Source organism: Jiangella gansuensis DSM 44835 (genome assembly GCF_000515395.1).
GTDB classification, from domain to species: domain Bacteria; phylum Actinomycetota; class Actinomycetes; order Jiangellales; family Jiangellaceae; genus Jiangella; species Jiangella gansuensis.
In genome coordinates this window covers 250,170-274,646 of the sequence record NZ_KI911782.1, presented here as the reverse complement: position 1 = coordinate 274,646, position 24,477 = coordinate 250,170, and the positions used below count along the sequence as shown (strand labels likewise).

Below are 24,477 nucleotides of genomic sequence, written 5' to 3'. Positions count from 1 at the left end.
GATCATGCCTCTCTCAGGTGGGCGGCGCCGTACGGCAGCGCCTTGTCCTTGGTGGTCTCGGTGTGCCAGCCGCACGAGCAGCGCACCTCGGCAGTTGGCCGGGTGCCGACGCTGACCGTGACGTGGTGAGTACGCGGCCGGGCGGCGGTGGTGGTCACGGCTCGATGTCCGGGCCGGCGGCGCACTCGGGGTCGAGCATGGCCGTGCCGAAGCTGTCGAGCGGGGCCGGGTGCTCGTGGCCATCGACGTGCACACACATCGGTGTCGGCCCGGTGTTCGACAGCCCGACGATCTTCGGCGCGGGCCCGTTGTCGTTCGCCGTGTTCGGGTCGCTCACCATCGACGGGTCCTCTCGGTTCGCTGGATGGGTGCGCGGCGGTTGGCTGCGGCGATCTTGCCGCCGAGCCGGCCGCCGGCCTTGAGGTTGCAGGGCGGGCACTCGGCCGCCGTGTTGCTCGGTGCGTTCGTGCCGCCAAGCCGGCGGTCGACGATGTGGCCGACGTGCCACTTCTCGCGGTCGAGGTCGAGCGGTCGGCCGCATCGCCAGCACGCCTGGTGCTGTCCCTTGGCGCGGATGGCCCGGCGCGCACGCGTGACCGTGCGTCCGGACCATCCGGCAGCCATCGGTCAGCCCTCGGCCGGCTCGTTTGGTGGCGCGAGCCACGTCCCGGCCGCCGCGAGGATCACGGCGATGGCACCGGCCAGGGTCGGTTCCACGTCGGCGTCGAACGCGTCGGCCACGGCGATCACGGCGGCGCCGGTGACGCCACCGAGCAGCGCACCGACCGCCTTGCGGGTCCTGCGCAGCGCGGCCCTCATTCGCCACGCTCCCCGCGGGTGATGGCCCACAGGTCGTTGGACAGGGCTCGACCTCGGGCGGTGCTGCGGTTGGCGGCCTCGTCGATCAGGATGACGAACTGGCGCGCCACCCCCTGTTCGACCTCGGCCTGTAGGCGTTCGTGCAGGACGGTGAGCCCGTTGCCGGCGGCGGCGTCGGCGAGCGCCCGCATCGTCCCTTCGTACGAGGCCTGTTCGACCTCTTCGCGGCTGGCCATTTCGCTCCATTCGTCGTCGGTGGTGGTGTCGCCACGCATGAGCGCGGCGTAGGTGGACAGGAACAGCGGCCAGGGGAAGTGCTCCCCGGGGTCGGTGCGCCGGCCGGGGTCGGCGTCGCCGTGAGCCAGGAACCCGTGCTGGCCGTTGAGTGCCTGGGCGAGCGTGATCCGGCGGGCCGGCACCGTGATCCCGTGCTCGGTTTTGAGCCAGCGGGCGGCGTCGGCGGCGTCGCGGGCCATGTTCTGCACCATGGCCGTGACGTAGTCGGGGTCGAGGCTGCGCCACTTCGCGGCCTGCGTCGCGGCGGAGATGCCGATGGTGCGGTCGTTCAGGCCGTGCGTGCCGATGTGGAACGTGGCCAGCTCGAACGGCACCAGCTCGATCCGGGAGTCGCTGTCGCTGAGGCGGTGGTAGCAGCCTGGGGTCGTGCGGTCACGGATGAACCGGGCCACGTTCTCGGCGCCGGTGTCCGGGCCGGTCTCGTCGGGGAACGACTCGGCGGTGTGCACGCCGATGACGCCCCACAGGCCGGCGCGGCGCGGCCGGAACTGCCGGACCCGCGGCGGGTTCTTCACCAGGTAGGCCATGTGTCCTCTCTTCTGGCCGATGGCTGGTCACGTTGCACAGTGATCAGCTCGTGGCCTGGTCACAGTGTAGGAAGCGTGTTCGACACGTCAGGGGCGTCGAGCGCGCCGATCAGCCGCAGCCCGGCGACGGTGCCGGCGACGTGCATGACGCACATCTGCACCGGGCCGACGATGAGCACGGCCGGGTGCGCGCACCGAGACATCAGCGTCTCGTCGGTGAGCACTCGACACCGCGGCTTGCACGAGGGGCATCCGCACGAGTGCGTTTCGCCGACGTCGGGCAGGATGCGTTCACCCCTGATGGCCTCGGTCAGTGCGATGTCCTCCAGGTCCACTGGTCCCCCTCTCGCGGGGTCGGTCTGGTGCTCGGGTACGGCGACGTCGAGCCCTGCGGCGAGCAGCGGCACCCGACACGGCCTGACCCGACCCGTCCCGACCCGTCCCGGGGAAGCTGGCTTCCGGACCCTCATCCAGGTCCGCCAGGTCCGCTGGCCGCTCGTCCCGGTGCCCGCGGCCCGCCGTGGCGGGTGCGTTCGTGCCGGTGGGGCCTGAGCCGGTCTCTGGTGGCGCGCTGGCGGGGTCGACGGTGATGCCGGCCGCCGCGAGGCGTGCACGGGCGTGGTCGCAGTAGTAGGGCTTGTCGGGTGCCGGCAGGCGCGGGTGCTCTCGGTCCCACGCGCCTGTCGGGTCGTCCTTGCGCGATGAGTTGCAGCCCTTGCAGGCCACGAACAGGTCATCCGCAATCTTCGCCGGCTTGCCGGGGATGCGGTGGTCATAGGTGGCGGCGCGGGTGCCGCGGCGGTCTTTCCACGACACGGTCCGGCCGCAGTACCGGCACGCCGAGCCGTCGCGGAGGACCACGCGCAAGGTGACGTCCGCGTTCGACGCGTCCCGCTTGCGGGCGCGGTCCCACTCGACCTCGGCGCGAGAGCGTATGTGTATCAGCTCGGGGTCGTTGATCAGCCGCCACACCTGCCGGCCGTCGATCTCGTCGGGGGTGAGGTAGCCGGCCTCCACCATCTGCGCGGCCACGGTGGGCATGTCGGCGCCGCACACCATCATCAGGTGCCCGGCCTCGATCACCCCATCGGTGAGATGCGCGCCCGCCACGGAGGCGAGCAGGTGCGCGGTGCCCAGCAGCTCGCGCCACGTGCGCGAGTCCGCGCCGGCCACCGTCATACCGCGCACCACGACCGGATGCGTCAGCGCGGTGTCTCCACCGCGGACCCACGCCACAGAGAACCCCCAACATCGACAGCAGGACAGGACGCATCAGCTCGTCACCCGTCATCCGGCGACACGAGCGGCACCGCGAGCACGTCGGCGCACAGGCCGCACACGCGGTCACTGCTGCCCCGTACGCGGAGCGTGCCGGGCGCGGCACGGCACAGCACGCACACGTCTCCCGCGGGGCCGTGCGCGGCCACAGCGGCCCGTGAGGCGGCCAGGACGGCGTCCGAGTCCGGGCCGGGCGTGCACATCGAGCAGCCGCGGCACACCACCCTGCTCGCGGTCATGGGCGGTCGTCCTCGGGCAAGGTCACCGTGGCGGTCGCTTCGAGGCTGAACAGCGCCAGCGGGACGTCCACGGCGACGCGCACGACGACGGCGCCAGGCTCCGGCTTGATCGGGCGCCGCTTCGTGACCTTCACCACCTCGGCGCTGTAGGTGTACATCGGGTGCCGGCGCAGCTGCACCCACAGATCAGCCTTCGCCCGGCCGGTCCTCATGCCTGCCCCTGGGCGAGCTGCGCCAGCGTGGCGAACGTGGCGAACATGCAGCCGAAGCCGATCATCACGCAGGTGCCGGCCTGCACGGCCAGCCAGCGGGCGGCCCGCCTCATGGCTGGTCCTCGTCACCGCGGGCCGGGTGCTCGCCGAACGCCTCGATCACGTCCTGCTCAAGGTCGAACGGCAGCACCGTCTTGCCGGTTCGGCGCTCGAACGCACGCCGCAGCATCTTCCCCGCCAGGTCGCGGTCCTCGGCCGGGATCGGCTCGATACGGCGGATACGGGCCGTTGCCTCGATGTCGCCGGTGTCGGCGTCGGTGGTGATCTTCTTGCAGTCGATCAGCATGAGCACGACGTGCACGCGGTGCGGCTCGGACGTCAGCGCCAGCTCGAGCGACCCGAGACCGTTCCCGTCGCCCTTCGGGAGAGATGCGTTCAGCCGCGTCATCGGACCGGCTCCCCGTACGAGCGCATGTAGGCGCGGGCCAGGTCGACCGCGGGCGCGTGGTCACCGATCCGGCCGTCCATGCGGATGATCCGGGCCGAGGCTTCGAGCATCGCGGCGGCCGTCGCCGCGGTGTGCGGGTCCCAGCGGGCGGCGTGCTGCGCGACGGGCTCGGGGGCGGAACCGATGACGTAGCAGCCCTCGTGCTCGACGATGATCGAGCAGCGGCCGTTCTGTGCCTGGTCGGCGAACCAGTACGGCCCGCCTACGTCGCTGTCGGCGGCGGCGGCGTGCTGGCGCATCAGGTGCGCAGTCCGGGTCAGCAGGTGCGCGGCACCCTCGGCGGCGACGTGCTCGTCGGGGTGGTCGACGTCGTGCCATGGCGTTCCGCGGAGCTGGTCTTTGGTGGTCATCGGTTCCTCCGGTGGTGGTGGGCTTTCGGGCACGTGGCGAAGTGCGCGACGTGCCACGCGTAGTCGGTCATGGCGCGGTGGTCGGCGTCGGCCTCGGACTCCGCGAACATCGCCATCAGGCGGGCAGCGGCGTCACGGCGGCCGTAGGCGGTCTCACCGATCAGCACCAGCGCTCCACGGGTGCGAGGCTCGACGGGCTCGGGGTCGAGCGGTATCGGCCGCCGGTTCGCGGCGGTGACGGCCCAGCGGACGGGCGCGCCGCAGCTCTCGCAGCGGCCGTCAGGTGTCGGCACGCCGAGCGTCGCCGGGCTCATGCGGCCATCTCCTCGTCGTGGGCCGTGATCAGGCGTCCGATCAGCTCTGCGACCTGGGGGACGACGGCGTTGCCGCCGGCAGTGACAGCCATCCGGGCGGTAGTCCCATTAGCATTTCGATCATCAAGACCGGCGGTCTCCACCGCCCAGTCGACGCGATCACCCCATGCACCCGCCTGAGAACCGCCACGGATGCCCGCTGATGTCCACCCCGCGAGCCGGGCGAGCTGCTGTTCTTGCCCACCCCCCATCCCCGCCGACCCATGGAGGCTGTCGGCGTAGGCCACCAGGAACAGCCGTTCACGTGTGTGTGGGGCACCCACGGCGCACGCGGATAGCACGTCCCATTCCGCATCGAACCCGAGCGCGGCCAGGTCACCGAGCATCCATCCAAAGGCTTCGGTGTCGTCAGCGAGAGCTGGGACGTTCTCCACGACGACGTATCGGGGTCGTACTGCGCGAACCACTGCTTCGAACCACGGCCAGCCCCACCGCTCGTCAGCGACACCGCGCCGCCGGCCGGCATCGCTGAACGGCTGGCACGGGTATCCGCCGGCGACCACATCGACAACTGGCCTGGGTGCTCCGAGCCACCATTCCGGGGCGGTTCGGACATCGTCATGGCGCGGGACCTCCGGCCAGTGTCGGGCCAGCACGCGCTGGCAGTACGGGTCGATCTCCACCTGTCCGACCGTGGTCATGCCGGCCCACTCAAGACCGAGCTCGAGTCCTCCGATCCCGGAGAACAGCGACAGGACGGTGAGACTCATGCGACGGCCTCGCGTCCGATGTGCTCGCGGCGTTCCAGTAGCCGCTGTGCGAGGTCGTCGCGGCCGGCGCGGCGGAGGGTGATGAGCAGGTTCCATACGGAGTCGTAGCCGAGGCGGGCGGCGATGCGGTCGGGCCGGTCGACGAAGTTGGCGGGGTCGGTGAGCCATTCGACGTCCTCGACGACGGCGCGGCGCCGTGCGTGCAGGTCCGGCATGCCGTTGCGGCGCCGGCGGGAGCGCTCGTAGCAGCTGCGGCACCGGGTGTTCGTCTCGGCGAGGACGGTGCCGGGGTGGTCGGCGGCGGTGGTGCCGCGGCGGCGCATGGGCCGGTGGCAGGTGTGGCACACGAGGCCGGTGCGGGTGAGGGTGGCCGCGGTCACCAGGCCACCTGGCACGGGTAGGTGTGGGTGTGGTCGCCGGGCTCGCATGAACCGGTCACGGTGCAGTCGTCGGCTCGTGCGGTGGCGGCGTCGGAGAGTCCGGGACTGCGGGGGTCGGTCCACTCGGTGGGGTGGTGCTCGACGTACGCGGCGCCGGCGACGAACGCCACGAGGATGGCGACGCCGAGGATGAGCAGGTACAGCATCACGCCTCCGGTCAGTTGCTGGTGCCGTGCATCGGGCACGGGCGGTGTTCGATGTCGCGCCCACAGATGGCGCCGGGGTCGAGCGGGTCGTTCTCCGCGCACACCCACGTCAGCGCGCCGGACGTCTCGTTGATCACGAGCGCCGTCTCAGCCACGGAAGTGCTCCGGGTCCAGCCCCGCGGGACCGGGACGGGGGGCGTCCTCCGGTCCCGCGGGGGGCTCGATGGCGGCCGTCATGCGGGCACCACGGCCATGCCGACCTGGACTCCGAAGGTGAGCAGCAGCAGCCCGGCCGGGACGATGACGGTGAAGCAGCCGAAGAGGCCACCGCCGCCCTTCCTCGACGAGCCGCCACCGCCGCCGTAGCCGCGGCCGGAGTCCTGCAAGCCGGCGCCCGGTTTCATCCACTCGTGAGCCTTCGGGTGCGGGGTGTGGTCCGCCCGCCCGGCCATCAGTCGGCGGCCTTCGCGGCGAGCTTCGCCTTGAGCGCGATGACGTCGGCGCGGTCGAACAGCCGCAGCCCGCGGACGCCGCGGCCCTTGGCGGCCGGGGTCAGGTGCCCGGCGGCGGCGAGTCGGCTGACGTGCCGGCGGGACATGTGCAGAATCTCGGCCGCTTCGGCGGCGTCGATCAGCTCCGGGGTCGTGGTTGCCATGGGCCAATCTTGGCCATGTCCAAGTTTCGTCGTCAAGCCAGGGTTGCCAACTCGTCCTAGCTTGGACATGATGGAGCGCATGACGGAGATGCAGACGCGGCCGACGCAGAAGGCGCCGGCGGTCGTCCCCGAGTTCGATCTGGCTGACCGCATCCGCAAGGCGATGCGGATCGCTGGCTACGACTATCGGGAGCTGGCCGAACGCATCGAGGTAAGCAAGTCGAGCATCGGCAACTGGGTGAACGGCGTCACGACCCCGCGGCGTCGCGACCTCCGGCTACTGGCTGAGGCATGTGGGGTCGATCTCGAATGGCTGATGTTCGGCTACGCCGGGAAGGAAGGTCTCAACCGCAGTACCGGTCGGTGAATCCGGTCACGAACACCGCGGTGGAGGTGGCCGCGCGCACGGTGTCCACGACTCGGCAGGCGGAGAACCTGGTCGGGCACGCGGTGCAATTGGTGCAGGACTTTCCCGCCACCCAGCAGGCGCTGGCGGGCGGGGTGATTGATGAGCGTCGCGCGCGGGTGATCACCGGCGAGCTGGGTGGACAGGACGAGCAGGTGCGGCGGCGGGTGGAGGCGGCGGTGCTGCCGGTGGCGCCGATGCTGGACTCGGTGGCGCTGCGGCAGCGGATCGTGCAGTTGCTGCACGAGCTTGCCCCGGTGCCGGTGCAGCAGCGGTGTCGCGAGGCCAGGCAGCGGCGTGAGGTCACCGTCACTGCGGCGGCGGATGCGATGGCGTATCTGGAGGCGTTCTTGCCGGCGGAGGACGCGATGGCGGTGAAGACGGTCCTGGACGCCGCGGCCGGCACCCTGAAGCGTGGTGACCGTGCCGCCGGACGCCAGCCGGTTCGTACGGTGGCGCAGTGTCGCGCGGACGCGCTCGCGGCGCTGGCCTGGGCCGCCCTGGACACCCAACACATCGGCCCCGGTCCAAACCCGAACCCGAACCCGGTCCCGCAGCCGGTCGCGCCCGCGTTCCTGCATCGGCCCGGCTGCCCCTGCAACTGCCACCCCGCCACGGCCGGGGTGGGGTTCGGTCTTCCGGGGCTCGATGCCGAGGCGGTAGCCGGGCAGCCCGCCGAGACCACCCCGCCGGGCACGACCGGACCGCCACCGCCGGGCGGGGCCGGACGGTTGTTGGGGGAGCGGGTGGCGATTCCGCTCGCGTCGGCGCAGGGGCGGGCGGTGGCGGTGCAGGTGACGTTCGCGTTCCGGTCACTGGCCGGGCTCAGCGACGAGCCCGCGCACCTGGACGGCTACGGCCCCATCCCGGCCCACATAGGCAGGCATCTGGCCGCCGCCGGGATCTGGCAGTGGGTCGGCACCGACCCGGCCAGCGGCCGGTACGTCGACCACGGCCACACCCGCTACCGGCCCACCCAGGCGTTAATCGACCATGTCGTGCTGCGCGACCGAACCTGCCGCACCCCCGGCTGCCACCAGCCCGCGACACGTTGCGACATCGACCACGTCGTCGCCCACGCCGCCGGCGGCCCCACCACCGCCTGCAACTGCCAGCCACTGTGCCGGACCCATCACCTGCTCAAACACCGCGGCCGTTGGCGCGTGCAGCAGCAACCCGACGGCACCACCGTGTGGACCAGCCCCACCGGACACACCTACCGGAAACCACCCGAACCAGTTGGCCCCACCAGCCCGACCGCAAAACCACCCCACGACGCCGACCACCATGACACCGCCGGCGACCAGAGCGACCGCGCCGGCCAGCCACCCGATCCGGACGACACGCCACCGTTCTGATCAGCGCCTCGCCACGCCCGCAACGCCCGGCGCCGATGTCGTCTGGCGTGAGGTCACTGGCGCGACCTCGACGACAGGAACGGCCTGGCGGAAACCGACGCGGGCTACCATCGACGCTCCACCCGCTCGGGTCACCCGCAGCTGGTCGACGAACGGATTGACCAGGTTCGGCCGCCACAGACGCTGGATTCGACGACGTCGTCGCTGACGGCGCTCGGCACGGCGCCAGACGTACCCGGTCGACGATGTCGCCGGGCAGCGACGGCATCACCTGGGCGTGGCCGCTGACCAGGAAGTGCCGGCGGGGAAGGCAAGGGGAACCGACGCGCGAGGCCCGGCCCGGGCCGTGGACCGCGGACAGTCACCATGCTGCGCTGTTTCGGTGGCCAGCATCGCCGAGATCTCTCGCGATACGGGATTGACCACCAGCACTGTCCGTCGGATGCTCAGCGCCATGGCCGACAACCGTCTGCGCGAGCTGGCGCCGCCGGGCTTGCGCATCATCATCGACCAGAGCGAAAGCCGGTAGATTCCACCGAATGAGCGGAGGTCTGCCGTTGTCCGAAGCGCAGGACGCCCCATCCGCCGGCCCGCTGGCCGGCTGCGTCGTCGTCGACCTCAGTCGAGCGCTGGCCGGCCCGCACGCCGGCATGCTGCTCGGAGACCTCGGCGCCCGGGTCATCAAGGTCGAGGTACCCGGCCGCGGCGACGACTCCCGGCACTGGGGCCCGCCGTTCATGGGGCCGGCCGATGACCCCATCTCGACGTATTTCCTCAGCTGCAACCGCAACAAGGAGTCCGTCACCGCCGACCTGAAGACCGACGACGGCCGCCGGTTCGTCGAGGAGCTGGCCGCCAGGGCCGACGTGCTGATCGAGAACTTCCGGCCCGGCACGCTCGACCGCCTCGGTCTCGGGGTCGAGCGGCTGCATCAGGTCAACCCGTCGCTCGTTGTGCTGTCGATCTCCGGCTTCGGGCCGGACGGCCCCGAGGGGCAGCGGGCAGGGTTCGACCAGATCGCGCAGGGCGAGGCCGGCTTGATGTCGGTCACCGGCCCACCCGGCGAGCCGACGAAGGTAGGCGTGCCCATCGCCGACCTGCTGGCCGGCCTGCACGGCGCGCTCGGCGTGGTCGCGGCCATCGCCGAGCGGCACCACACCGGACGCGGGCAGGTGGTGCGCACGTCGCTGCTGGCCTCGGTGGCGGCCACGCTGGCCTTCCAGGGCACCCGCGCCACCGTGGCCGGCGAGGTACCCACCGGTGAGGGCAACGCGCATCCGGCCATCGCCCCGTACGGGAGCTTCGCCGCGCCCGACGCGACCATCCAGATCGCGGTCGGCAGCCAGAGCAGCTGGCGCACCTTCGCCGGGCTCGTCGGCATCGACCCCGACGATCCCCGCTACGTCACCAACCGCGAACGGGTACGCCACCGCGGCGAGCTGACCGCCGACATCGAGACCCGTCTGGCTGCCCGGCCGGCCGCCGAGTGGCTGAAGCGGCTGGCCGACGCGGGCATCCCGGCCGGCCGCGTCCGCACCGTCGACGAGGTGTTCGAATGGGAACAGACCCGCTCCCAGGGCCTCGTCGTCACCGTCCACCATCCGGTGCTCGGGCCAGTCGAGCTGCCCGGCCCAGCATTACGGTTCGGCGACCTCCCGTACGCCGGCGGCCGCGACCACCACCAGCCGCCGCCCACCCTCGGCCAGCACGACGAATCAGTGCGCGCCTGGATCGACGCCACCCCACCTCGGACGGCACCCGGCACGCCATGACACCCGGGGTCAGCTGGTGACGGCCGCCGTCGCCACACCGTCCCGCTCTCACCACGCGTCCCGATTTGCCGCCTCCGGGGTGTGCCGTAGCTGCTGTTCGAGCCACCGGGCGAGCGTCAGATCACTGCCGGGCCGGCCCTGGCACACCGTGAGGACCAGGGTGTCCGCGACCTCGTAGACATCTGTGCCGTATCGGCGTGCCCAGTGGTCGAGCAGTGCTCGGCACGCATCGGCATCCATGCCGAAAAGACCAATCAGCACGCCGAGTGCCTGGTCGAGGACACCGCCGGGCGGCTCGGTGCGAGTGGGGGCGGGACGGCTCAGGGGACCGAGCGTGAGATGAGAAGAAGAGCGGGCGTGAGCCATATGGGACTCCGACGGACGAACCACTCGCGGCGTGACTTGCCGCCGGCTGACGTCCCAACCGTTGTGGTGATTTTAGCACCTTGCTTGGATGAACCTATTCCTCCGCCTTCGTACCACCGTCGCCAGGGCGGCGGAACAACGCGCCGGGCTGCGCCGGACGTCGCGAGACCCTGGTGACCAGCGCCTCGGCCACGTCACGTAGCTTGCGGTTGTTGTTCTGCGAGTGCGTGCGCAGGACGGCGAATGCGTCATCGGCGGAACAGCGCTGCTCAGCCATGAGAATGCCGATGGCCTGGTCGATGACCGTGCGTGACGACAGCGCTTGTTCCAGTTGTTCGGCCAGCTCGGCCTGAGCCAGCTGGCGCAGCGCGAGCGCCAGTGTGGTGGACGCCTGCGCGGCGAAGATCTCGGCGCGATGCCGGGTGTCGGGGTCGAACGACTGTGGCCGGTCGAAGCCGTAGAGGTTCATGGCACCGACGGGGCCTGAATCGACGATTAGCGGCAGGCTCAGCGACGACCGGACTCCCTGGGCGATCGCCTGCTCGCGATAGCCGGGCCACCTCGGATCCGACATCTGGTCCGGCACCTCGACGATGCTGCCGGTCTGCAACGCCTCCAGACAAGGCCCTCGGCCCGCGCCGTACTGCTCAGCGTCGACCACGGTCGCGCGCTCGTCGCTGGCGACTACGGTGCGCAGTTGGCCCTCGTACCGGGTCATGATGCCGCAGGAGGCTGGTGGCTCGATGATCACCGCCGCCAGGTCCGCCAGCTCCGCCAGGAAGGTCTCGACCCGAGGCGTGTTCAGCAGCAGATTGGGCAAGGCGCTCAGCAAGCGGGCAAGATCGCGGTTGCGATGATCATTTGCACTCATGTGGCCCCACACCCTCGGGCGCTCAGGCGGCCTCGGTCCGGTGTCCACGTCAGGCCCGGCCGGGTCGCGCGGCGCCTCACTCATCATCACCGTACCAAGCTGTGCGAGTACAGATCGCGGACCGTCACCGGCGATTGTCGCGAGAAGGTGTCACCCATCCGTGCATGGGTACCGCCTCAGTCTTCGAGTAAGGGGGCAATCCATGACACGCAACACGATCTCTCGGACCATGCACGATCTCGGCTTGGCCGCCTGGTTCGGCGGGACACTCGCGAACGCGATTGCGCTGAACCCAGCTGCGGGCGCGGCCGGTGACGCATCGAGCACCGGCGCCGTCGCCAACATCGGCTGGGACCGCTGGACTCCGGTCAACGCGGCGGCGATAGGTGTACATCTGGTCGGTAGCACCGGTCAGCTGGTCGGAAACATGGGCCGGCTTCGTGCGCAGCGAGGCGTCGCGACTATGGCGATCGCCAAGACCGCCCTGACGGCTGCCGCGCTGGCAGCGACGTCGTACAGTCGAGCCGTCGGCAAAAAAGCTTCAGACCGCACAGACGTCCCGGCGTCGTCGGGCACTGATCCCGATGAGGCGACCCCGCCCAAGACCGCCGCGGCACAACGACAGCTGTCGGTCCTCCAATGGGCTGTTCCGGCGCTCACTGGCGCGCTCATCGTCGTGAGCTCCTTCGCAGGTGAGCAGGAACGCGCGTCACAAGTCCACGGTGGGGTGCTCGCCCGTATCAAGAGCTGACCTGCGCGGGATCGTCCTACGCGAGTCAGTCAACTGGGTCCTGCGCGTCGAACTGTGCCTTGTACGCGGCGGCGGCGGTGACCGACTCCAGGCCGAAGGTCACGTGACCGACCGGCACTTGACCGTCCACCGCTTCGATCACGCGCGCGGCGTCGTGGACCGTGAACCCACCGCACAGCTCGATGAGCTGAACGCCGTCGTCGACCAGCTCGACCGCGACCCCTGCGGCGGCGGACTCGTCGGGCACCGGGACGAGCGTCGTCCGGTGCTCACCACGATCGATCACGATTCGGTCGGCGACGGGGTCGGCTCCCGGCTGCCCGTAGATGTAGGCCCAACTGGTGGCCATGCCGCAGCTCCTGTTTGTACGGGGACGTCGAGGTAGGTGTCGTGGCCCGCCCCGAAGTGCACGGTACATACCCCGCGCGGGCTCTTCTCGTAGTAGGACGGAAACTGTCCGGTGAACGGGTTCCGGGCGTGGAACCACTGGCCCTGGATCACCAGCTCGAGGTCTTCACCAGCCCGGAACAGGGTCGCTGACGGCAACAGTTCGATCTCGAGCTGAACGATCTGGCCGGGGCGGAGCGGTTCGGCGACGTCGTCACGCGGCCGGTCATCCGCATCGAGGATGTGGTGGGAGACCTTGCGCATGCCGTTGGTCACCAGCGGTCCACGGAAGCCGTAGGCGGCCTCGAAGGCGACGAGCCGGCCTCGGCGCACCTTGCGGACAGCGGCGAAGACGTTCACGTCGCCGCCACCCTGGACCTCGACGGCGAGCTGGAGACGCATCGGACCCACGATCTCGGTGTCTGTCCGGAACCGGCGGCGGTAGACGAGATTTCCGCGGCGGGTGTGGAACGACGACGTGGCCGGGGACGACGCGGGCTGGTCGCTGAAGCTGCCGTCTCGTCCCAGGTGCCATCGCTGCCATGCGGTACCCGCCGGCGGCCACTGCTGCTCACGCCGGACCGACGTGACGGTGACGGCGTCCTCACGCACCTCCAGCCGGACTGGGGGCAACGCGTCCTGGCCGTTGTCCTCGCCCTTGAGGAAATGATCGAAGAACCGGGCCTGCTCGGCAAGAGCGTCGCCGCTGTAGAAGACCGACCATTTCGGGCCGCGGTGCGTGTACAACCACTTCTGCCGGGAAGCTATCCGCCGGAACCCCTCGAACGAGCCACGGGTGTGCAGATTGTGGTCGGAGAAGCTGCCGCAGACCAGCGCCGGGACGTCGATCTTCTCGATCTCCCGGTCACGCTCCGCCCACCATTCGTCGTACAGCGGCCTGGCGAGCTGCTGCTGACGCAGGTCGACGGCGCTGTCGGGTCGGGTGCGGGCGGTTCCCTTGGTCCACACGATCATCATGCCGTTCTCGCGGACCCCACCCGGCCTGGCGACGTCCCGGTAGAAGTCCGTGAAGCCCTCCCACGGGCAGATCGCAGCCAAGTGCGGTGGGCGCGTCGCCGCCGCGGCCCACTGGGACAGTGCGAGGTACGACACGCCGTTGAGGCCGACGCGCCCCGTCGACCAGGGCTGCGCGGCCGCCCACTCGATCAGGTCGTGGTAGTCCTCGCCCTCGCCGGCGCCGAGCAGTGTCCCGATGCCCTCGGACGTTCCCCACCCGCGCAGGTCGGCGTTGACGACGACGTAGCCGCGCGGCACCCAGTAGGCCGGGTCCGGCGCTTCCCAGCCGGTCCACGCCGAGAAGGAGAACGGCTGTGACTGGGGAAGGATCCGGAGGTTGGGAAAGGGCCGATAACCGTTGCGAGTCGGCTTGGGCCGGTAGTCCTTCCCATACGGGTGAGCGGACATCATGACCGGGTACGTGCCGCCGCCCTCCGGCCGGTAGACGTTGACCCGCAGCACGGTCCCATCCCGCACGGCCACCGGGACGTCGTACTCCACCAGCACGCCGTCCGGTGGCGTCGTGATCGTGACATTCGGGCGGATGACATTGCGGATCCGACCGACCGCCCGCCTCAGCGGACCAGGTGTCACGGCCATACGTCGTCGATCGACACCGGGCGGATCTCCGTCTCCGACGGCAGGCGTTCGGGTCCCTGCCACTGACGGCCGGCCTGACCGTCGGTCGGATAGTGAACGCAGAACGCCTCCACGTCCTCACGGATGTCGAAAGCGCCGCGCACCCCAGCGGGCATGTAGACGGACTCTCCGACTCCCGCCGTCACGACCTCGTCTCCGACCCGCACCGTCAAGCTGCCCTTGGTCACGACGGCGACCTCGTCGTACGCCCACAGGAAATCGAACTTCACTCCGGCGCGGAAGCGGATGTAGGCCAGCCCGATCTTGGACCCTTCCTCCTCGTCGGCGATGTAGCCGACGTACGCCTGGTGCTCACCGACCTGCAACCAGTCGGGCGCATCCTGGACGTTCAGCTTCTGGATAGCGGTGGGTTCGAAGGTCATGCCGGTGCCTCCTGCTATTGGGCTCAGCGACGAATGCGCTGACGATCAGGCCACTACGGTGGCACTCAACCGGCCGCACGCACAGTGACTGCAGCATCGCTGGACGTGCATTCTGCACCGCCAACGGGCGCGATCGGCAGGGCAGCAGGAGGCTCCACCGGGAGCTGCGCGGTGAGGGTGAACGTGTCGTGGTCGGTGACGGCCGTGAGTCGCCCGCCGAGGGCTTCGACACGGTCCTGGAGGTTGTCCAGGCCGGCGGGCGGGCTGCGGTCGACCGGCGGCCGCGGCCGCTCCACGCCGTCGTTGGTGATCCGCACCGCTACCTCCCCACCGGCACCTGAGATGTCGAACGTGCAGGTCCCAGGCGTGGAGTGCCTGATGATGTTGGTCGCCGCCTCACGGACGACGATCCCGATCACGTTGTCCACGCTCTGCGGGAGACAACCGACGTCGGCCCTGACGGCGACGGCGGCTCCACCGGCTTCGAGGATGGCCTGCGCAGCGATGAGCTCGTCGCGGCAGGTGACGTTCTCCAACGCGTTGGCGAACGTGCGGACTTCGGTGAGCGCTCGTTCGGCGCTGCGCTGAGCCTCGGCGAGGTGGTCGCGAGCCTTGGCAGGATCGGTCTCCTTGGTTCTGACGGCGAGCTCGACCTTGAGCTTGATGGCCGACAGATGGAAACCGAGTAGGTCGTGGATGTCGCGCGCGAGCCGGAGCCGCTCGGTGATGACGGCGACTCGAGTCAGTTCGTCTCGAGTGGCGTGGAGGCGGTGCGTGATCACGGGCAGGTTGTGCAACGCGTAGATGATGACGGCCCAGTACGGAACGCCGATGGCCATGTAGCTTCCGCCCCAGGCGCCCTCATAGCGCTGGAAGTACGCGCAGTAGGCGACCACGCTCACCGCGAGCACGGCCCACGACCACGGAGCGGGTATCCGCACGAGCACGGTGCCGCCGGCGAGCACCAGGAAGATCGAGATGGCACCGCCGGGGAACACCAGAACCGTGGCGCCGACGAGCAGGCTGACCTGAACAGCCAGGGCGATCGGCCACCAGCGCACCGCGGCACCGCCGGCACGAGGGGTGCCGATGGCGAGCTGGAGTGCCGCCGCTACGAGGACCACGACCAGCCCCACCATCAGGTGGTCAGGAACGCCCCCGCCCATGAACAGGTTGATGACGGAGGTGGCGACGAAGTTGGCCACGATCAACAGGTGTGCCCAGGTGGCGAAGCGGAGCCCGACGCCGGCAGGTGGCTGTCGCGTGGGCGACGAGCTGTGCACGCTGAGGTTGCGGTGGATGTCGGCAATCGTCCGCGCGTCGGTGGCTGCCCGGTCGGCGAGCCCACGAATGACTGTGAGGCGGTCGTCGCCGAGCGTGGGCGACCTGAGCACCTCACGGGTCTGTCTGGTGAGGGCGGACAGGTGGCTGCCCACGTCGGCACTGAGCCGGTCGGCCGCACGCAACCGCTCCGCCTCGACCTCGATGTCGGCGAGCCGCTGCCCGTCGTCGTGAGTCTGCTGCACGAGCTGAGCCATCCGGACGATGGCGAAGATCGCGAAGCCGTTGGCCACGTTGACGAACACGACGTACACGAACATCAGGGCGGACGGGTGGAGGGAGGCGGCGAGGCCGGCGTCACCGATGGCCACGGCGGCGAACAGCACCCAGGAGGTGCGCCGTGGAACCACCAGCAGGATGCTCGCGCACAGCACCGTGCCCGCAAGGGCCCAACCCTGCCCGATCACCAGGTAGGGCGCAAACACCGCAACAGCCTGGATGCCCAGGAGCAGCGCCGGGTTCCCGCGCCGGACGATGAGCAGCACCAGGCTGATCGCCAGGGCGACGACCGCCGCGACACTGAACGCGGCCAGGCCAGCCGTCCATTTCGCGTGGTAGTCGAGTGCTTGCAGGTGATAGATGACCCGGGACACGAACAGGAGCGCGACGACGCCGAACGCCACCAGCCAGGCGAACCGCGGTTGCCGTGTCACCAGGTGCCTCCGTTCCAGCTCAGCGTCGGCTCCGGCTGGGTTGCCAGCGCGCCGCGACCGCCTTCCCGGGCGATCACCTTCACGGTCAGTTGCGTCATCATCGCAGAGCCCGGACCACGTAGGGTGACATGACCGTGCTCAGTTGACTGACGCTGGGGGCATTCTGTGATTCGGGTTCTGGTGGCCGAGGACGTCCGCCTGCTCCGCGAGGCCCTGGTCGACTTGATCAGCTACGAGGACGACATCGAAGTCGTCGCGTCGGTCGCGACCGGCGATGCGATCGTGCCGACGGCCCTGCGGGATCGGCCCGATGTCGCCGTGATCGACATCGAGCTACCCGAGCGCGACGGCCTGGACGCGGCAGCCGAGTTGCGTGACCTCCTGCCGGGGTGCCGGTCGCTGATCCTCACCGGACTCGGCCGGCCCGGCAACCTGCGACGCAGCGCCAGAGCCAACGTGGCGGGCTTCATGTTGAAGGACTCCCGGCCGCAGGATCTGGTCGCCGCGATCCGGACGATAGCGGCCGGCGGCCGGGTGATCGATCCCCAGCTCGCCTACGCGGCCTTGGACGTGGCCGACAACCCCTTGACCGAGCGCGAAGCCGATGTGCTGAGGCTGACCTCGGAAGGTGCGAACCCGCGAGAGATCGCGGCGCGGCTGCACCTCACGTACGGTACGGTGCGCAACTACCTCGCTGCCGCCGTGACGAAGCTCGGCGCGCGGAACCGGGTCGACGCCATCCGGATCGCCACGGAAGCCGGCTGGATCTAGGCACCGCGATTCGCACCGGACCCCTGTCGCACCCGTCCCGCGCACGGTGCGGATTGCATGTCCGGCCGATGCGTCCGCGCGGTCAGTCAGTGCGCTGAGCACTGGTGGTGACCGGGCCCGCGCTGCGAGCGTGAACGGCGTATCCGACTGCCGATCGCTTGGAGGAATGATGCGCGTTCTGGTCGCGGGAGCCACCGGGGTGATCGGCCGTCAGTTGTGTCCTGCCCTGGTCGCTGCCGGGCACGACGTCGTCGGCCTGGCCAGGAGCGCTCCGGGCGCGGATGCCGGCCTGGCGGGTGTCCGGATCGTCGTCGGCGACGCCTTGGACCGCTCGTCGATCCAACGTGCCGTCGACGAGGCGGCTCCGGATGCGGTCGTGAACATGCTGACCGCGATTCCGCCGGAGATCGATCCGAAGCGGCTCGCCGAGCAGTTCACGCTGACCAACCGGCTCCGCACCGAGGGCACACGCAACCTGATCGCCGCCGCCGGTGGCGTCGAGCGGATGATCGCGCAAGGACTCGCGTACGCGTACGACCCCCACGGGGATGGCCCTGCGAACGAGGACGCGCCGTTGTGGCGCAAGCCGCCGAAACCATTCGTCCCGGTCCTGGCCGCCCTCCGCGAGCTGGAACAGTCGACCCGGGACGCCGGCGGGCTGGTCCTGCGGCTCGGCCACGTGTACGGCCCGGGAACTATCTATGCGCCGGACGGGTCGCTCCTTCGTCAGGTGAGAGCAGGCAAGATGCCCCTCGTCAGCGGTGGCGCGGCGACGTTCTCGTTCTCGCACACCGTCGACATCGCCTCGGCCGTCGTCGCGGCCCTGGACAGCGACGAGGCCGGCGTCCTGAACGTCGTCGACGACGAGCCGGCCCGCATGAGCGAGTGGCTCCCGTTCCTGGCGAGGCTCATCGGCGCACCCCAGCCCAAGACCGCGCCCGCGTTCCTCGCTCGGCTCGCGGTCGGTTCGTGGGGCGTCGCCTTCATGTCCCAGCTGCGGGGAGCGGACAACACCCGCGCCAAGAACGCCCTCGACTGGAAGCCGCGGTACGCGTCGTGGCGCGCGGGGTTCGCCACCGAACTGGGCGGATTGGCGGCGGCGGACGCGTCGTGATGACGACAGCTCAGCCGGCAGTTCCCGATGCGCAGGCGCCGCGGCGAACCAACTGGCTCGTGGTCGCAGCCACCGGCGTCGCCGTCTTCATGGCGCAGCTGGACACCACGGTGGTCAACGTCGCGCTACCGACCATCGAGAACGACTTCGGCATCGGCACCAGCCTCACGCAGTGGATCGTCCTGGGCTACGTCCTTCCGATGATCGCCCTGTCGCTGCCGAGCGGGCGGTGGCTGAACGGGGTGGGCCACCGGAACGCGCTGGTCTTCGCCGTGGCGGGCTTCGTCCTCACCAGCATGGCCGTGGGACTGGCGCCGAGCATCGGCTGGCTGATCGCGGCACGGGTGCTCCAAGGCGCCTTCGCCGCGGTGCTGTTCGCGCTGATCCCGGTGCTGACCACCGTGACATCACGGCCCGATCAGCGCGGGCGCGCCATGGGAATCGTGATGACGCTCGGACCGCTGGGCGGCGTGAGCGGTCCAGTCCTCGGCGGGCTGCTCGTCGAACATGCCGGTTGGCAGTGGATCTTCTACCTGAACGTGCCCGTCGGTCTGATCGTGATCGCGATCGGTCTCACCCAGCTGCCGTCCGGCTCGGCGCTGCGCCTCCCTGGCCGCGGCTTCCTGGGGGAGATCGCGCTGCTCGCGACGGCCGCGGTCGCCTTGATGCTGTCGCTGACCTTCACGGCCGAGTACGGGCCCGGCTGGCTGGTGCTGGCACCGTTGGCGCTTCCGTTCGTCCTGCTGTGGTACCGGCATCCCAGCAGCGGGACGGTTCGAGAGCTGCTGCGAGCACCGGGCATGCTGGGCCCTCATCTGGTGCTCGTGACCGAGATGACCGCGGTCATGGTCATCGCGTTCCTCGTCCCGTTCCACCTTCAACGCGCGGCCGGCGCGACGCCCGCCGAGGTGGGCCTGACCATGCTCGCGTTCCCGCTCGCCACGATGGCCTTCGGCCTGATCGGCGGCGCTCTCGCGGACCGGTTCACGCCGCGCCGGGTGACCGGTGTTGGCGCCGTGGTGGTCACGCTCGGGGTGACCCTGATGGTCCCGCTGGCGCAGGGATGGGGCATGGCCGAGCTGAGCTGGCGGCTGGCCGTCATCGGAGTGGGCGCCGGTCTGCTCGCCGGGCCGAACCAGACGATGGCCATGAACCACGCACCGCGCCACCTGATGGGCACCACAGGGGCGTCGACGAGCTTGGTCCGCCAGATCGGCATCGCCTTCGGCCCTGCCCTGGCGACCACGCTGTGGGCCCTACCCGGCTACACCATCACCGGCATGCGGCTGGCGATGGGAACGGCTGCCGTGTTGGCAGCACTCAGCGTTCTCGCGCTCGTCCGCACTCCGCGACTGGACGACGACCGTCCTCCCAGCTCACGACGGCGTTGAACCATGCCTGCCGCGGGCCACCTGACGAGCAGGAGAAGACCAGCGGCGATGGCCGCGGTCGAGGTCACCGGACCGACCAGCGCGAACGTCACGGACGGCCCGAAACCGACCACGGTGAGCCCGAGCAGGCCCGCCGCCACGAGCACGGTCGCTGCCGTCACCCGCCGAACACTCACATCGCGCATCGGCAGCACGATCCGCTCGACCGGCGCCACCCGCTTGACCAGCACGGACACCGTCATCGCCAGCAGGAACAGCCAGGTCGGGAGCCGCTCCCACCAGGCCCACGTGGTCGGGTCCGGCGTGTGCCCGCCGAGCCCGAGCACGACGACACCGGCGACCAGCACCAGCGCCGGCGTGTGCCAGAGGTACAGCGTCATGGCCGAGGAGTTGGCACGCTGCAGGAGAGCGTCCACCACCGGCTGGCGGGCCCAGCGCACGATCGCCGGACGCAGCGCCATGGCGATTCCGAGCTGCCCGGCTGTCAGGGCCAGCAGCACGGCTCCGGGCGGGTTCATGTTCGACGCCTCGGCGCCCGGCATGCCGATCATGCTCGGCGGGTACGGCCCGGCACCGACGGCGAGCGCCACCACGCCGAACGCCATGGCGGCAACCGCCCACGCCCGCCAGCCGCGCATCCAGGTCAGCCGCCCGCGGGAGTAGTGGATACCGATCTGGTACACCGCACCCCAGACCATGAGCACGTTGACGTAGCCGAGCGGCTCCCAGCCGGTGAACCGGACCAGATCGACCAGCAGCGCCCCGGCCGCGGCGGCGAGGAGTTCCCAACCGCGGAAGCGATCCGCGATCCGCTCCAGGACCGGGGTGAGGCTGGAGATCAGCACCAACACGATGAGGAACCAGAGCAGCGCACCGACGAACTCGCCGGCCAGCTCCACCGGCTGCGACGGCAGCCCTGCGACGAGCATGAGGTGCGGCAGGACGATCCACACGGCCGCGAGCGCCAGCACCGGCAGGGCAAGGCGTTGCAGCCGCGCCGCGATCCACGGTGCCACGGTCTGCCCCGCGGCCCGGCCACCACCACCGTCGGGCCGGGCCGTCCGTCGTCGCAAACTGATCGCGGCGGCCGCACCGGAAGCGATGAAGACGAACGGCATGACCTGACTCACCCAGGTGACGATCCAGGCGCCGGGCGCGCTCAGCGCGTTCCCCGTCTGCAGTTGCGAATCGTCGTACGCCAGCACCGGCATGAGCCAGTGCTGGAGCACCACGAGCGCGATCCCGAAGACGCGCAACACGTCCAGGATCGGGTCGCGGGTAGGCCGAGCCACCGGACTCGTGGCTGGTGGGAGAGTCGAGGACGCCGAGGGCGCGACGTTCGTGGGCATGCTTCCACCCTGCCGATCAACCGCCCCGATGACACGGGTGCTCACCGGCATCGTGAAGGTGGGGATACCCGGACCCGATGTATGGGGTCAGCGCCCAGACGCCGGGTGCGCTGGCGGTCCGCCGACCCGGTCCGGCGGGTACGACCCCTCAGACGCAGAAGAGCCCTCCGGAGAGGGCTCGCGCACGGCGATGATGAATGGTCGGGGTGACAGGATTTGAACCTGCGACCTCTTCGTCCCGAACGAAGCGCGCTACCAAGCTGCGCCACACCCCGATCTGCCGGGCCAGCATATCCGAGCCCGGCCCAGGATCGAAATCCGGTTCAGTGGTCGGTCACCGGGAGCCGGTGAGGGTGAGCAACGTCGCCTCCGGCGGGCAGGCGAATCGTACGGGCGCGTACGGTGACGTGCCCAATCCGGCGGACACGTGCAGCCACGCCGCGTCGGCGCCGCCCACCGCCGGGTGCCGCGACACGCCCTTGACGCGCTTGCGGTCGAGGTCGCAGTTGGTGACCAGTGCGCCGAAGCCGGGGACGCAGAGCTGGCCACCGTGGGTGTGCCCAGCCAGCAGCAGCCGGTAACCGTAGGCGCGGAAGTGGTCGAGCACCCGCAGGTACGGCGCATGCGAGACGCCGACGGTCAGATCGGCGGAGGAGTCGGCCGGTCCGGCGATGTCCTCGAGCCGGTCGCGGCCGAGGTGCGGGTCGTCGACGCCGGCGAAGGCGATCCGGCGGCCGTCCACCGTCAGGGACCCGTGGGCGTTGTTGAGGTCCAGCCAGCCGCCGGAGCGCAACTCGTCGCGCAGCTCCTTCCACGGCAGGTCGACGGCGCCGGCTTGGTCGCGGGCGTTCTCGTCGAGGATGTCGTCCAGGGAACGCAGGTACCGGGCCGGGTTCTTCGGCTGCGGCCGGTAATAGTCGTTGGACCCGAACACGAAGACGCCCGGAAGGGCCAGCAGCGGACCGAGCGCGTCCAGCACGGCCGGCACCGCGTCCGGGTGGGCGAGGTTGTCGCCGGTGTTCACGACGAGGTCCGGCTCGAGTGCCGCCAGCCGCCGTACCCACGCCGCCTTCGAGCGTTGCCCAGGGATCAGGTGCAGGTCGGACACGTGCAGTACCCGTAGCGGCCGGCTGCCTGGTGCCAGCACCGGCACGTCGAACCGCCGCAGCCGATACGACCTGACTTCATAGCCGGCCGCGTAGGCCAGCCCGGCGGCGGCTGCCACGGCCGCTCCGAGCGCCACCTGTTTCACGACCATGCCTCCAGACTCCCATAGTCCGACATTGCCTTGTCGACCGATTCGGCGGCTACGCTCCTTCTTCATGGACGACGGCCTACGCCTCAGCACTCCGCGCGGCCGGGCGCTCCTGACCGCGACCGCTCTGGGCTCCGGGATGGCCTTCCTCGACGGCACCGTGGTCAACGTCGCCCTGCCGACCATCGGCCGCGAGCTCGACGCGAACCTGGCCGCGCTGCAGTGGACCGTCAACGCCTACACGCTGACGCTGGCCGCGCTGATCCTCCTCGGGGGTGCGCTCGGCGACCGGCTCGGCCGCCGGCGCATCTTCACCGTCGGCGTCGTGTGGTTCACGGTCGCGTCGGTGCTGTGCGCGCTGGCGCCCAACGCGGAGGTACTGATCGGCGCCCGGGCGCTGCAGGGCATCGGCGGGGCGCTGCTGACCCCCGGCGCACTCGCGATCCTGCAGACCACCATGCACCCGGACGACCGTCCCCGGGCCATCGGCGCCTGGGCCGGCCTGACCGGGGTGTCCGGCGTCATCGGGCCGCTGCTGGGCGGCTGGCTGCTGGAGTTCGACTGGCGTTGGGTGTTCGGCATCAACGTGCCACTGGCCGTGGTGACGGTGTGGCTGATCACCGTCAGCGCACCGGAGAGCCGGGACGAGGAGGCCGGCGGACGGTTCGACGTCCCCGGCGCGGTGCTGGGCGCGGTGGCACTCGGCGCCAGCACGTACGCCCTGATCAGCTGGCCCGAAACCGGCGCGTCGGCAGCGAACGTCACCATGGCGGTGGCGTCCGTGCTGGCCGCGGCGGCCTTCCTGTACCGGGAGCGGGTGGCGGCGCATCCGATGGTGCCGCTGTCGCTGTTCGCCGACCGTACCTTCAGCGGCATCAACATCATGACGTTCGCCGTCTACGCGGGACTGTCCGGCGTCATGTTCTTCCTGATCATGCAGCTGCAGGTGTCGTTGGAGTGGAGTCCACTCGAAGCCGGCATCGCGACACTGCCCATCACCATCCTGATGCTGCTGTTCTCCGGCCGCTCCGCGGACCTGGCCGCCCGGTTCGGGGTCCGGCCGCCGCTGGTGGTCGGCACGGCATGCGGCGCCGTCGGCATCGCGCTGCTGTCCGCCGTCGACGCCGGCGACGGGTACGTGGCCGGTGTCCTGCCGGGCGTGACGCTGCTCGGCATCGGCCTGACGATACTGGTGCCGACGCTGACGGCGACAGTGATGGCGTCGGCACCGCAACACCTGGCCGGAATCGCCAGCGGAGTCAACAACGGCGTCTCGCGCGCTGCCGGGCTGATCGCGGTGGCCGCTCTGCCAGCCGTCGCCGGGCTGTCCGGCGAAGCGTATGCCGACCCTGTCCAGCTCACCGACGCCTACCGGATCGCGATGCTCGTGTGCGCGGGCCTGCTGGTGCTCGGCGTGGTGGCGGCGGCGGCTATTCGCCCGCAGGCGCTGACCGAACCGCCGGCGACGGAGCCGGCCGGCGCACCGGTGCCCGCCGGCGAGGCCGAGACGGCGGGCGAGGCAAGCGCCCCGTCCGCGCCCTGTCCCCCAGCACCGGGCCTGCCGACAACGCACGGACACTGACAGCCTCGGTGCCGCCGGCCCACCGAACACGGCAGACTAGGCGCATGGCAGCACTCAAGGACCGACTCCGAGCCGACCTGACCACGGCCATGCGCGCCAAAGACGACGTGCGCAAGTCCACCCTCCGGATGGTGCTGGCCGCCATCGGCACCGAGGAGGTGGCCGGCTCCGAGGCACGCGAGCTGACCGACGACGAAGTCACCGCCGTTCTCACCCGCGAGACGAAGCGTCGCCGCGAAGCCGCCGAGGCGTTCCGCAGCGGCGGCCGGCCCGACAGCGCCGAGCAGGAGGAGGCCGAGGCCGCCGTCATCGCCGACTACCTGCCTCAGCCACTCACCGACGCCGAGCTGGACGAGATCGTGACGGCTGCCATCGCCGAGGCCGGCGCGGAGTCGCCGCGCGACATGGGCAAGGTCATGAAGATCGTGCAGCCGAAGGTCCTGGGTCGCGTCGAGGGCAGCAAGGTCGCCGCCGCCGTCAAAGCACGGCTTTCCTAGCTCGTGCTGCTGGGAGGGT

The 24,477-nt window shown here is 70.5% G+C and carries 35 protein-coding genes, 1 tRNA gene and 1 pseudogene; 10 read left to right on the top strand and 27 right to left on the bottom strand.

Annotation, left to right across the window (positions count from 1 at the left end):
* Positions 1-2: 2 nt before the first annotated feature.
* The 18 genes from JIAGA_RS34205 to JIAGA_RS34860 form a co-directional block, all read right to left on the bottom strand.
* Positions 3-158: a hypothetical protein gene (locus JIAGA_RS34205; RefSeq protein WP_157552529.1), complete on the bottom strand. Its 156-nt coding sequence runs from the start codon at positions 156-158 to the stop codon at positions 3-5.
* Complete coding sequence (locus tag JIAGA_RS0101395) at positions 155-340, bottom strand: hypothetical protein (RefSeq protein WP_026874284.1); 186 nt, start codon at positions 338-340, stop codon at positions 155-157. The genes JIAGA_RS34205 and JIAGA_RS0101395 overlap by 4 nt, the downstream gene beginning before the upstream one ends.
* On the bottom strand, positions 334-624 hold the full coding sequence (locus tag JIAGA_RS36305; protein ID WP_026874283.1) for an HNH endonuclease: 291 nt from the start codon (positions 622-624) through the stop codon (positions 334-336). Before JIAGA_RS36305 ends, JIAGA_RS0101395 begins: the two co-directional genes overlap by 7 nt.
* A 3-nt stretch (positions 625-627) precedes the next feature.
* Positions 628-819, bottom strand: coding sequence for a hypothetical protein (locus tag JIAGA_RS0101385; RefSeq protein ID WP_026874282.1), 192 nt, complete (start codon positions 817-819; stop codon positions 628-630).
* On the bottom strand, positions 816-1,643 hold the full coding sequence (locus JIAGA_RS0101380) for an N-acetylmuramoyl-L-alanine amidase (protein ID WP_026874281.1): 828 nt from the start codon (positions 1,641-1,643) through the stop codon (positions 816-818). The genes JIAGA_RS0101385 and JIAGA_RS0101380 overlap by 4 nt, the downstream gene beginning before the upstream one ends.
* Positions 1,644-1,702: 59 nt before the next feature.
* On the bottom strand, positions 1,703-1,867 hold the full coding sequence (locus JIAGA_RS34200; RefSeq protein ID WP_157552526.1) for a hypothetical protein: 165 nt from the start codon (positions 1,865-1,867) through the stop codon (positions 1,703-1,705).
* Between the two features lie 67 nt (positions 1,868-1,934).
* Positions 1,935-2,879, bottom strand: a complete 945-nt coding sequence (locus tag JIAGA_RS26825; protein ID WP_051425541.1) for an HNH endonuclease — start codon at positions 2,877-2,879, stop codon at positions 1,935-1,937.
* 44 nt (positions 2,880-2,923) lie between these two features.
* Complete coding sequence (locus JIAGA_RS0101365) at positions 2,924-3,160, bottom strand: hypothetical protein (RefSeq protein ID WP_026874280.1); 237 nt, start codon at positions 3,158-3,160, stop codon at positions 2,924-2,926.
* The gene (locus JIAGA_RS0101360) at positions 3,157-3,372 is read right to left on the bottom strand and encodes a hypothetical protein (protein WP_026874279.1); all 216 of its coding nucleotides are present in this window, start codon (positions 3,370-3,372) and stop codon (positions 3,157-3,159) included. Before JIAGA_RS0101360 ends, JIAGA_RS0101365 begins: the two co-directional genes overlap by 4 nt.
* A gap of 109 nt (positions 3,373-3,481) precedes the next feature.
* On the bottom strand, positions 3,482-3,820 hold the full coding sequence (locus JIAGA_RS32655; RefSeq protein WP_051425540.1) for a hypothetical protein: 339 nt from the start codon (positions 3,818-3,820) through the stop codon (positions 3,482-3,484).
* Complete coding sequence (locus JIAGA_RS0101345) at positions 3,817-4,230, bottom strand: hypothetical protein (RefSeq protein ID WP_026874278.1); 414 nt, start codon at positions 4,228-4,230, stop codon at positions 3,817-3,819. Before JIAGA_RS0101345 ends, JIAGA_RS32655 begins: the two co-directional genes overlap by 4 nt.
* A complete protein-coding gene (locus JIAGA_RS0101340) occupies positions 4,227-4,544 on the bottom strand; it encodes a hypothetical protein (protein ID WP_026874277.1) in 318 nt (105 codons plus the stop codon). The genes JIAGA_RS0101345 and JIAGA_RS0101340 overlap by 4 nt, the downstream gene beginning before the upstream one ends.
* Entirely contained in the window at positions 4,541-5,314 is a 774-nt protein-coding gene (locus tag JIAGA_RS0101335; RefSeq protein WP_026874276.1) for a DNA cytosine methyltransferase, read from the bottom strand. Before JIAGA_RS0101335 ends, JIAGA_RS0101340 begins: the two co-directional genes overlap by 4 nt.
* A complete protein-coding gene (locus JIAGA_RS0101330) occupies positions 5,311-5,694 on the bottom strand; it encodes a hypothetical protein (RefSeq protein WP_026874275.1) in 384 nt (127 codons plus the stop codon). Before JIAGA_RS0101330 ends, JIAGA_RS0101335 begins: the two co-directional genes overlap by 4 nt.
* On the bottom strand, positions 5,691-5,900 hold the full coding sequence (locus JIAGA_RS0101325; RefSeq protein ID WP_157552523.1) for a hypothetical protein: 210 nt from the start codon (positions 5,898-5,900) through the stop codon (positions 5,691-5,693). Before JIAGA_RS0101325 ends, JIAGA_RS0101330 begins: the two co-directional genes overlap by 4 nt.
* An 11-nt stretch (positions 5,901-5,911) precedes the next feature.
* Positions 5,912-6,055, bottom strand: coding sequence for a hypothetical protein (locus JIAGA_RS34195; RefSeq protein ID WP_157552520.1), 144 nt, complete (start codon positions 6,053-6,055; stop codon positions 5,912-5,914).
* Between the two features lie 78 nt (positions 6,056-6,133).
* Complete coding sequence (locus JIAGA_RS0101315; protein ID WP_026874273.1) at positions 6,134-6,352, bottom strand: hypothetical protein; 219 nt, start codon at positions 6,350-6,352, stop codon at positions 6,134-6,136.
* Complete coding sequence (locus JIAGA_RS34860; RefSeq protein WP_026874272.1) at positions 6,352-6,555, bottom strand: helix-turn-helix domain-containing protein; 204 nt, start codon at positions 6,553-6,555, stop codon at positions 6,352-6,354. The genes JIAGA_RS0101315 and JIAGA_RS34860 overlap by 1 nt, the downstream gene beginning before the upstream one ends.
* A 79-nt stretch (positions 6,556-6,634) precedes the next feature.
* Between JIAGA_RS34860 and JIAGA_RS26815 the strand changes: the two genes are divergently transcribed.
* The 4 genes from JIAGA_RS26815 (at position 6,635) to JIAGA_RS26805 (ending at position 10,091) form a co-directional block, all read left to right on the top strand.
* Positions 6,635-6,922, top strand: a complete 288-nt coding sequence (locus tag JIAGA_RS26815; protein ID WP_035811947.1) for a helix-turn-helix domain-containing protein — start codon at positions 6,635-6,637, stop codon at positions 6,920-6,922.
* Positions 6,919-8,319, top strand: coding sequence for an HNH endonuclease signature motif containing protein (locus tag JIAGA_RS32650; protein ID WP_026874271.1), 1,401 nt, complete (start codon positions 6,919-6,921; stop codon positions 8,317-8,319). The genes JIAGA_RS26815 and JIAGA_RS32650 overlap by 4 nt, the downstream gene beginning before the upstream one ends.
* A 382-nt stretch (positions 8,320-8,701) precedes the next feature.
* Positions 8,702-8,848, top strand: coding sequence for a helix-turn-helix domain-containing protein (locus JIAGA_RS34855; RefSeq protein WP_169738796.1), 147 nt, complete (start codon positions 8,702-8,704; stop codon positions 8,846-8,848).
* A 10-nt stretch (positions 8,849-8,858) separates the two neighbouring features.
* Positions 8,859-10,091 (top strand): CaiB/BaiF CoA transferase family protein, encoded by a 1,233-nt coding sequence (locus tag JIAGA_RS26805; protein ID WP_051425539.1) that lies wholly within the window; start codon positions 8,859-8,861, stop codon positions 10,089-10,091.
* 48 nt (positions 10,092-10,139) lie between these two features.
* On the opposite strand, the gene JIAGA_RS0101285 is transcribed toward JIAGA_RS26805, so the two are convergent.
* Positions 10,140-10,457: a hypothetical protein gene (locus JIAGA_RS0101285; RefSeq protein ID WP_157552514.1), complete on the bottom strand. Its 318-nt coding sequence runs from the start codon at positions 10,455-10,457 to the stop codon at positions 10,140-10,142.
* Positions 10,458-10,551: 94 nt separating this feature from the next.
* Complete coding sequence (locus JIAGA_RS26800; RefSeq protein ID WP_169738795.1) at positions 10,552-11,376, bottom strand: GAF and ANTAR domain-containing protein; 825 nt, start codon at positions 11,374-11,376, stop codon at positions 10,552-10,554.
* A 196-nt stretch (positions 11,377-11,572) separates the two neighbouring features.
* Between JIAGA_RS26800 and JIAGA_RS26795 the strand changes: the two genes are divergently transcribed.
* Complete coding sequence (locus JIAGA_RS26795; protein ID WP_211239460.1) at positions 11,573-12,079, top strand: hypothetical protein; 507 nt, start codon at positions 11,573-11,575, stop codon at positions 12,077-12,079.
* 25 nt (positions 12,080-12,104) lie between these two features.
* Here the strand turns inward: JIAGA_RS26795 and JIAGA_RS26790 are convergent, their stop codons facing one another.
* From JIAGA_RS26790 to JIAGA_RS32645, 4 genes are all read right to left on the bottom strand, one after another.
* Positions 12,105-12,428: a DUF6506 family protein gene (locus JIAGA_RS26790; protein WP_035811944.1), complete on the bottom strand. Its 324-nt coding sequence runs from the start codon at positions 12,426-12,428 to the stop codon at positions 12,105-12,107.
* Entirely contained in the window at positions 12,362-14,083 is a 1,722-nt protein-coding gene (locus JIAGA_RS26785; RefSeq protein ID WP_084469387.1) for a CocE/NonD family hydrolase, read from the bottom strand. The genes JIAGA_RS26790 and JIAGA_RS26785 overlap by 67 nt, the downstream gene beginning before the upstream one ends.
* Positions 14,074-14,505: a cupin domain-containing protein gene (locus tag JIAGA_RS26780; RefSeq protein ID WP_051425537.1), complete on the bottom strand. Its 432-nt coding sequence runs from the start codon at positions 14,503-14,505 to the stop codon at positions 14,074-14,076. Before JIAGA_RS26780 ends, JIAGA_RS26785 begins: the two co-directional genes overlap by 10 nt.
* A gap of 65 nt (positions 14,506-14,570) precedes the next feature.
* A complete protein-coding gene (locus tag JIAGA_RS32645; protein ID WP_051425536.1) occupies positions 14,571-16,499 on the bottom strand; it encodes a sensor histidine kinase in 1,929 nt (642 codons plus the stop codon).
* A 165-nt stretch (positions 16,500-16,664) separates the two neighbouring features.
* On the opposite strand from JIAGA_RS32645, the gene JIAGA_RS0101245 reads away from it, so the two are divergent.
* From JIAGA_RS0101245 to JIAGA_RS35470, 3 genes and pseudogenes are all read left to right on the top strand, one after another.
* On the top strand, positions 16,665-17,270 hold the full coding sequence (locus JIAGA_RS0101245; protein WP_026874269.1) for a response regulator transcription factor: 606 nt from the start codon (positions 16,665-16,667) through the stop codon (positions 17,268-17,270).
* A gap of 169 nt (positions 17,271-17,439) precedes the next feature.
* Positions 17,440-18,384: an NAD-dependent epimerase/dehydratase family protein gene (locus JIAGA_RS0101240; protein WP_026874268.1), complete on the top strand. Its 945-nt coding sequence runs from the start codon at positions 17,440-17,442 to the stop codon at positions 18,382-18,384.
* A pseudogene (locus tag JIAGA_RS35470) lies at positions 18,384-19,697 on the top strand (MFS transporter); the annotation flags it as partial. The gene JIAGA_RS0101240 and the pseudogene JIAGA_RS35470, both read left to right, overlap by 1 nt.
* Here JIAGA_RS35470 and JIAGA_RS35465 read toward each other — a convergent pair.
* The 3 genes from JIAGA_RS35465 to JIAGA_RS0101220 all read right to left on the bottom strand — a co-directional run bounded on the left by JIAGA_RS35465 (position 19,649) and on the right by JIAGA_RS0101220 (position 22,382).
* Positions 19,649-21,124 carry an acyltransferase family protein gene (locus JIAGA_RS35465; RefSeq protein ID WP_169738794.1) on the bottom strand — a complete coding sequence of 492 codons (1,476 nt, stop codon included), beginning with the start codon at positions 21,122-21,124 and terminating at the stop codon, positions 19,649-19,651. The pseudogene JIAGA_RS35470 and the gene JIAGA_RS35465 overlap by 49 nt on opposite strands.
* Positions 21,125-21,322: 198 nt before the next feature.
* Positions 21,323-21,399, bottom strand: a tRNA-Pro gene (locus JIAGA_RS0101225).
* 59 nt (positions 21,400-21,458) lie between these two features.
* Positions 21,459-22,382: a metallophosphoesterase gene (locus tag JIAGA_RS0101220; RefSeq protein WP_035811941.1), complete on the bottom strand. Its 924-nt coding sequence runs from the start codon at positions 22,380-22,382 to the stop codon at positions 21,459-21,461.
* Between the two features lie 64 nt (positions 22,383-22,446).
* Here JIAGA_RS0101220 and JIAGA_RS26765 point away from each other — a divergent pair, with 64 nt between their 5' ends.
* Positions 22,447-23,961 carry an MFS transporter gene (locus tag JIAGA_RS26765; RefSeq protein WP_051425533.1) on the top strand — a complete coding sequence of 505 codons (1,515 nt, stop codon included), beginning with the start codon at positions 22,447-22,449 and terminating at the stop codon, positions 23,959-23,961.
* 44 nt (positions 23,962-24,005) lie between these two features.
* The gene (locus tag JIAGA_RS0101210) at positions 24,006-24,458 is read left to right on the top strand and encodes a GatB/YqeY domain-containing protein (RefSeq protein WP_026874265.1); all 453 of its coding nucleotides are present in this window, start codon (positions 24,006-24,008) and stop codon (positions 24,456-24,458) included.
* The last annotated feature ends 19 nt before the right edge of the window (positions 24,459-24,477 follow it).

What these genes read in the sequence shown, in the direction of transcription:
- JIAGA_RS0101395 (WP_026874284.1), bottom strand. Translation starts at nt 340, where the DNA reads ATGGTGAGCGACCCGAACACGGCGAACGACAACGGGCCCGCGCCGAAG.
- JIAGA_RS36305 (WP_026874283.1), bottom strand. Translation starts at nt 624, where the DNA reads ATGGCTGCCGGATGGTCCGGACGCACGGTCACGCGTGCGCGCCGGGCC.
- JIAGA_RS0101385 (WP_026874282.1), bottom strand. Translation starts at nt 819, where the DNA reads ATGAGGGCCGCGCTGCGCAGGACCCGCAAGGCGGTCGGTGCGCTGCTC.
- JIAGA_RS0101380 (WP_026874281.1), bottom strand. Translation starts at nt 1,643, where the DNA reads ATGGCCTACCTGGTGAAGAACCCGCCGCGGGTCCGGCAGTTCCGGCCG.
- JIAGA_RS0101365 (WP_026874280.1), bottom strand. Translation starts at nt 3,160, where the DNA reads ATGACCGCGAGCAGGGTGGTGTGCCGCGGCTGCTCGATGTGCACGCCC.
- JIAGA_RS0101360 (WP_026874279.1), bottom strand. Translation starts at nt 3,372, where the DNA reads ATGAGGACCGGCCGGGCGAAGGCTGATCTGTGGGTGCAGCTGCGCCGG.
- JIAGA_RS32655 (WP_051425540.1), bottom strand. Translation starts at nt 3,820, where the DNA reads ATGACGCGGCTGAACGCATCTCTCCCGAAGGGCGACGGGAACGGTCTC.
- JIAGA_RS0101345 (WP_026874278.1), bottom strand. Translation starts at nt 4,230, where the DNA reads ATGACCACCAAAGACCAGCTCCGCGGAACGCCATGGCACGACGTCGAC.
- JIAGA_RS0101340 (WP_026874277.1), bottom strand. Translation starts at nt 4,544, where the DNA reads ATGAGCCCGGCGACGCTCGGCGTGCCGACACCTGACGGCCGCTGCGAG.
- JIAGA_RS0101335 (WP_026874276.1), bottom strand. Translation starts at nt 5,314, where the DNA reads ATGAGTCTCACCGTCCTGTCGCTGTTCTCCGGGATCGGAGGACTCGAG.
- JIAGA_RS0101325 (WP_157552523.1), bottom strand. Translation starts at nt 5,900, where the DNA reads ATGCTGTACCTGCTCATCCTCGGCGTCGCCATCCTCGTGGCGTTCGTC.
- JIAGA_RS0101315 (WP_026874273.1), bottom strand. Translation starts at nt 6,352, where the DNA reads ATGGCCGGGCGGGCGGACCACACCCCGCACCCGAAGGCTCACGAGTGG.
- JIAGA_RS34860 (WP_026874272.1), bottom strand. Translation starts at nt 6,555, where the DNA reads ATGGCAACCACGACCCCGGAGCTGATCGACGCCGCCGAAGCGGCCGAG.
- JIAGA_RS26815 (WP_035811947.1), top strand. Translation starts at nt 6,635, where the DNA reads ATGACGGAGATGCAGACGCGGCCGACGCAGAAGGCGCCGGCGGTCGTC.
- JIAGA_RS26805 (WP_051425539.1), top strand. Translation starts at nt 8,859, where the DNA reads ATGAGCGGAGGTCTGCCGTTGTCCGAAGCGCAGGACGCCCCATCCGCC.
- JIAGA_RS0101285 (WP_157552514.1), bottom strand. Translation starts at nt 10,457, where the DNA reads ATGGCTCACGCCCGCTCTTCTTCTCATCTCACGCTCGGTCCCCTGAGC.
- JIAGA_RS26790 (WP_035811944.1), bottom strand. Translation starts at nt 12,428, where the DNA reads ATGGCCACCAGTTGGGCCTACATCTACGGGCAGCCGGGAGCCGACCCC.
- JIAGA_RS26785 (WP_084469387.1), bottom strand. Translation starts at nt 14,083, where the DNA reads ATGGCCGTGACACCTGGTCCGCTGAGGCGGGCGGTCGGTCGGATCCGC.
- JIAGA_RS26780 (WP_051425537.1), bottom strand. Translation starts at nt 14,505, where the DNA reads ATGACCTTCGAACCCACCGCTATCCAGAAGCTGAACGTCCAGGATGCG.
- JIAGA_RS0101240 (WP_026874268.1), top strand. Translation starts at nt 17,440, where the DNA reads ATGCGCGTTCTGGTCGCGGGAGCCACCGGGGTGATCGGCCGTCAGTTG.
- JIAGA_RS35465 (WP_169738794.1), bottom strand. Translation starts at nt 21,124, where the DNA reads ATGCCCACGAACGTCGCGCCCTCGGCGTCCTCGACTCTCCCACCAGCC.
- JIAGA_RS0101220 (WP_035811941.1), bottom strand. Translation starts at nt 22,382, where the DNA reads ATGGTCGTGAAACAGGTGGCGCTCGGAGCGGCCGTGGCAGCCGCCGCC.
- JIAGA_RS26765 (WP_051425533.1), top strand. Translation starts at nt 22,447, where the DNA reads ATGGACGACGGCCTACGCCTCAGCACTCCGCGCGGCCGGGCGCTCCTG.
- JIAGA_RS0101210 (WP_026874265.1), top strand. Translation starts at nt 24,006, where the DNA reads ATGGCAGCACTCAAGGACCGACTCCGAGCCGACCTGACCACGGCCATG.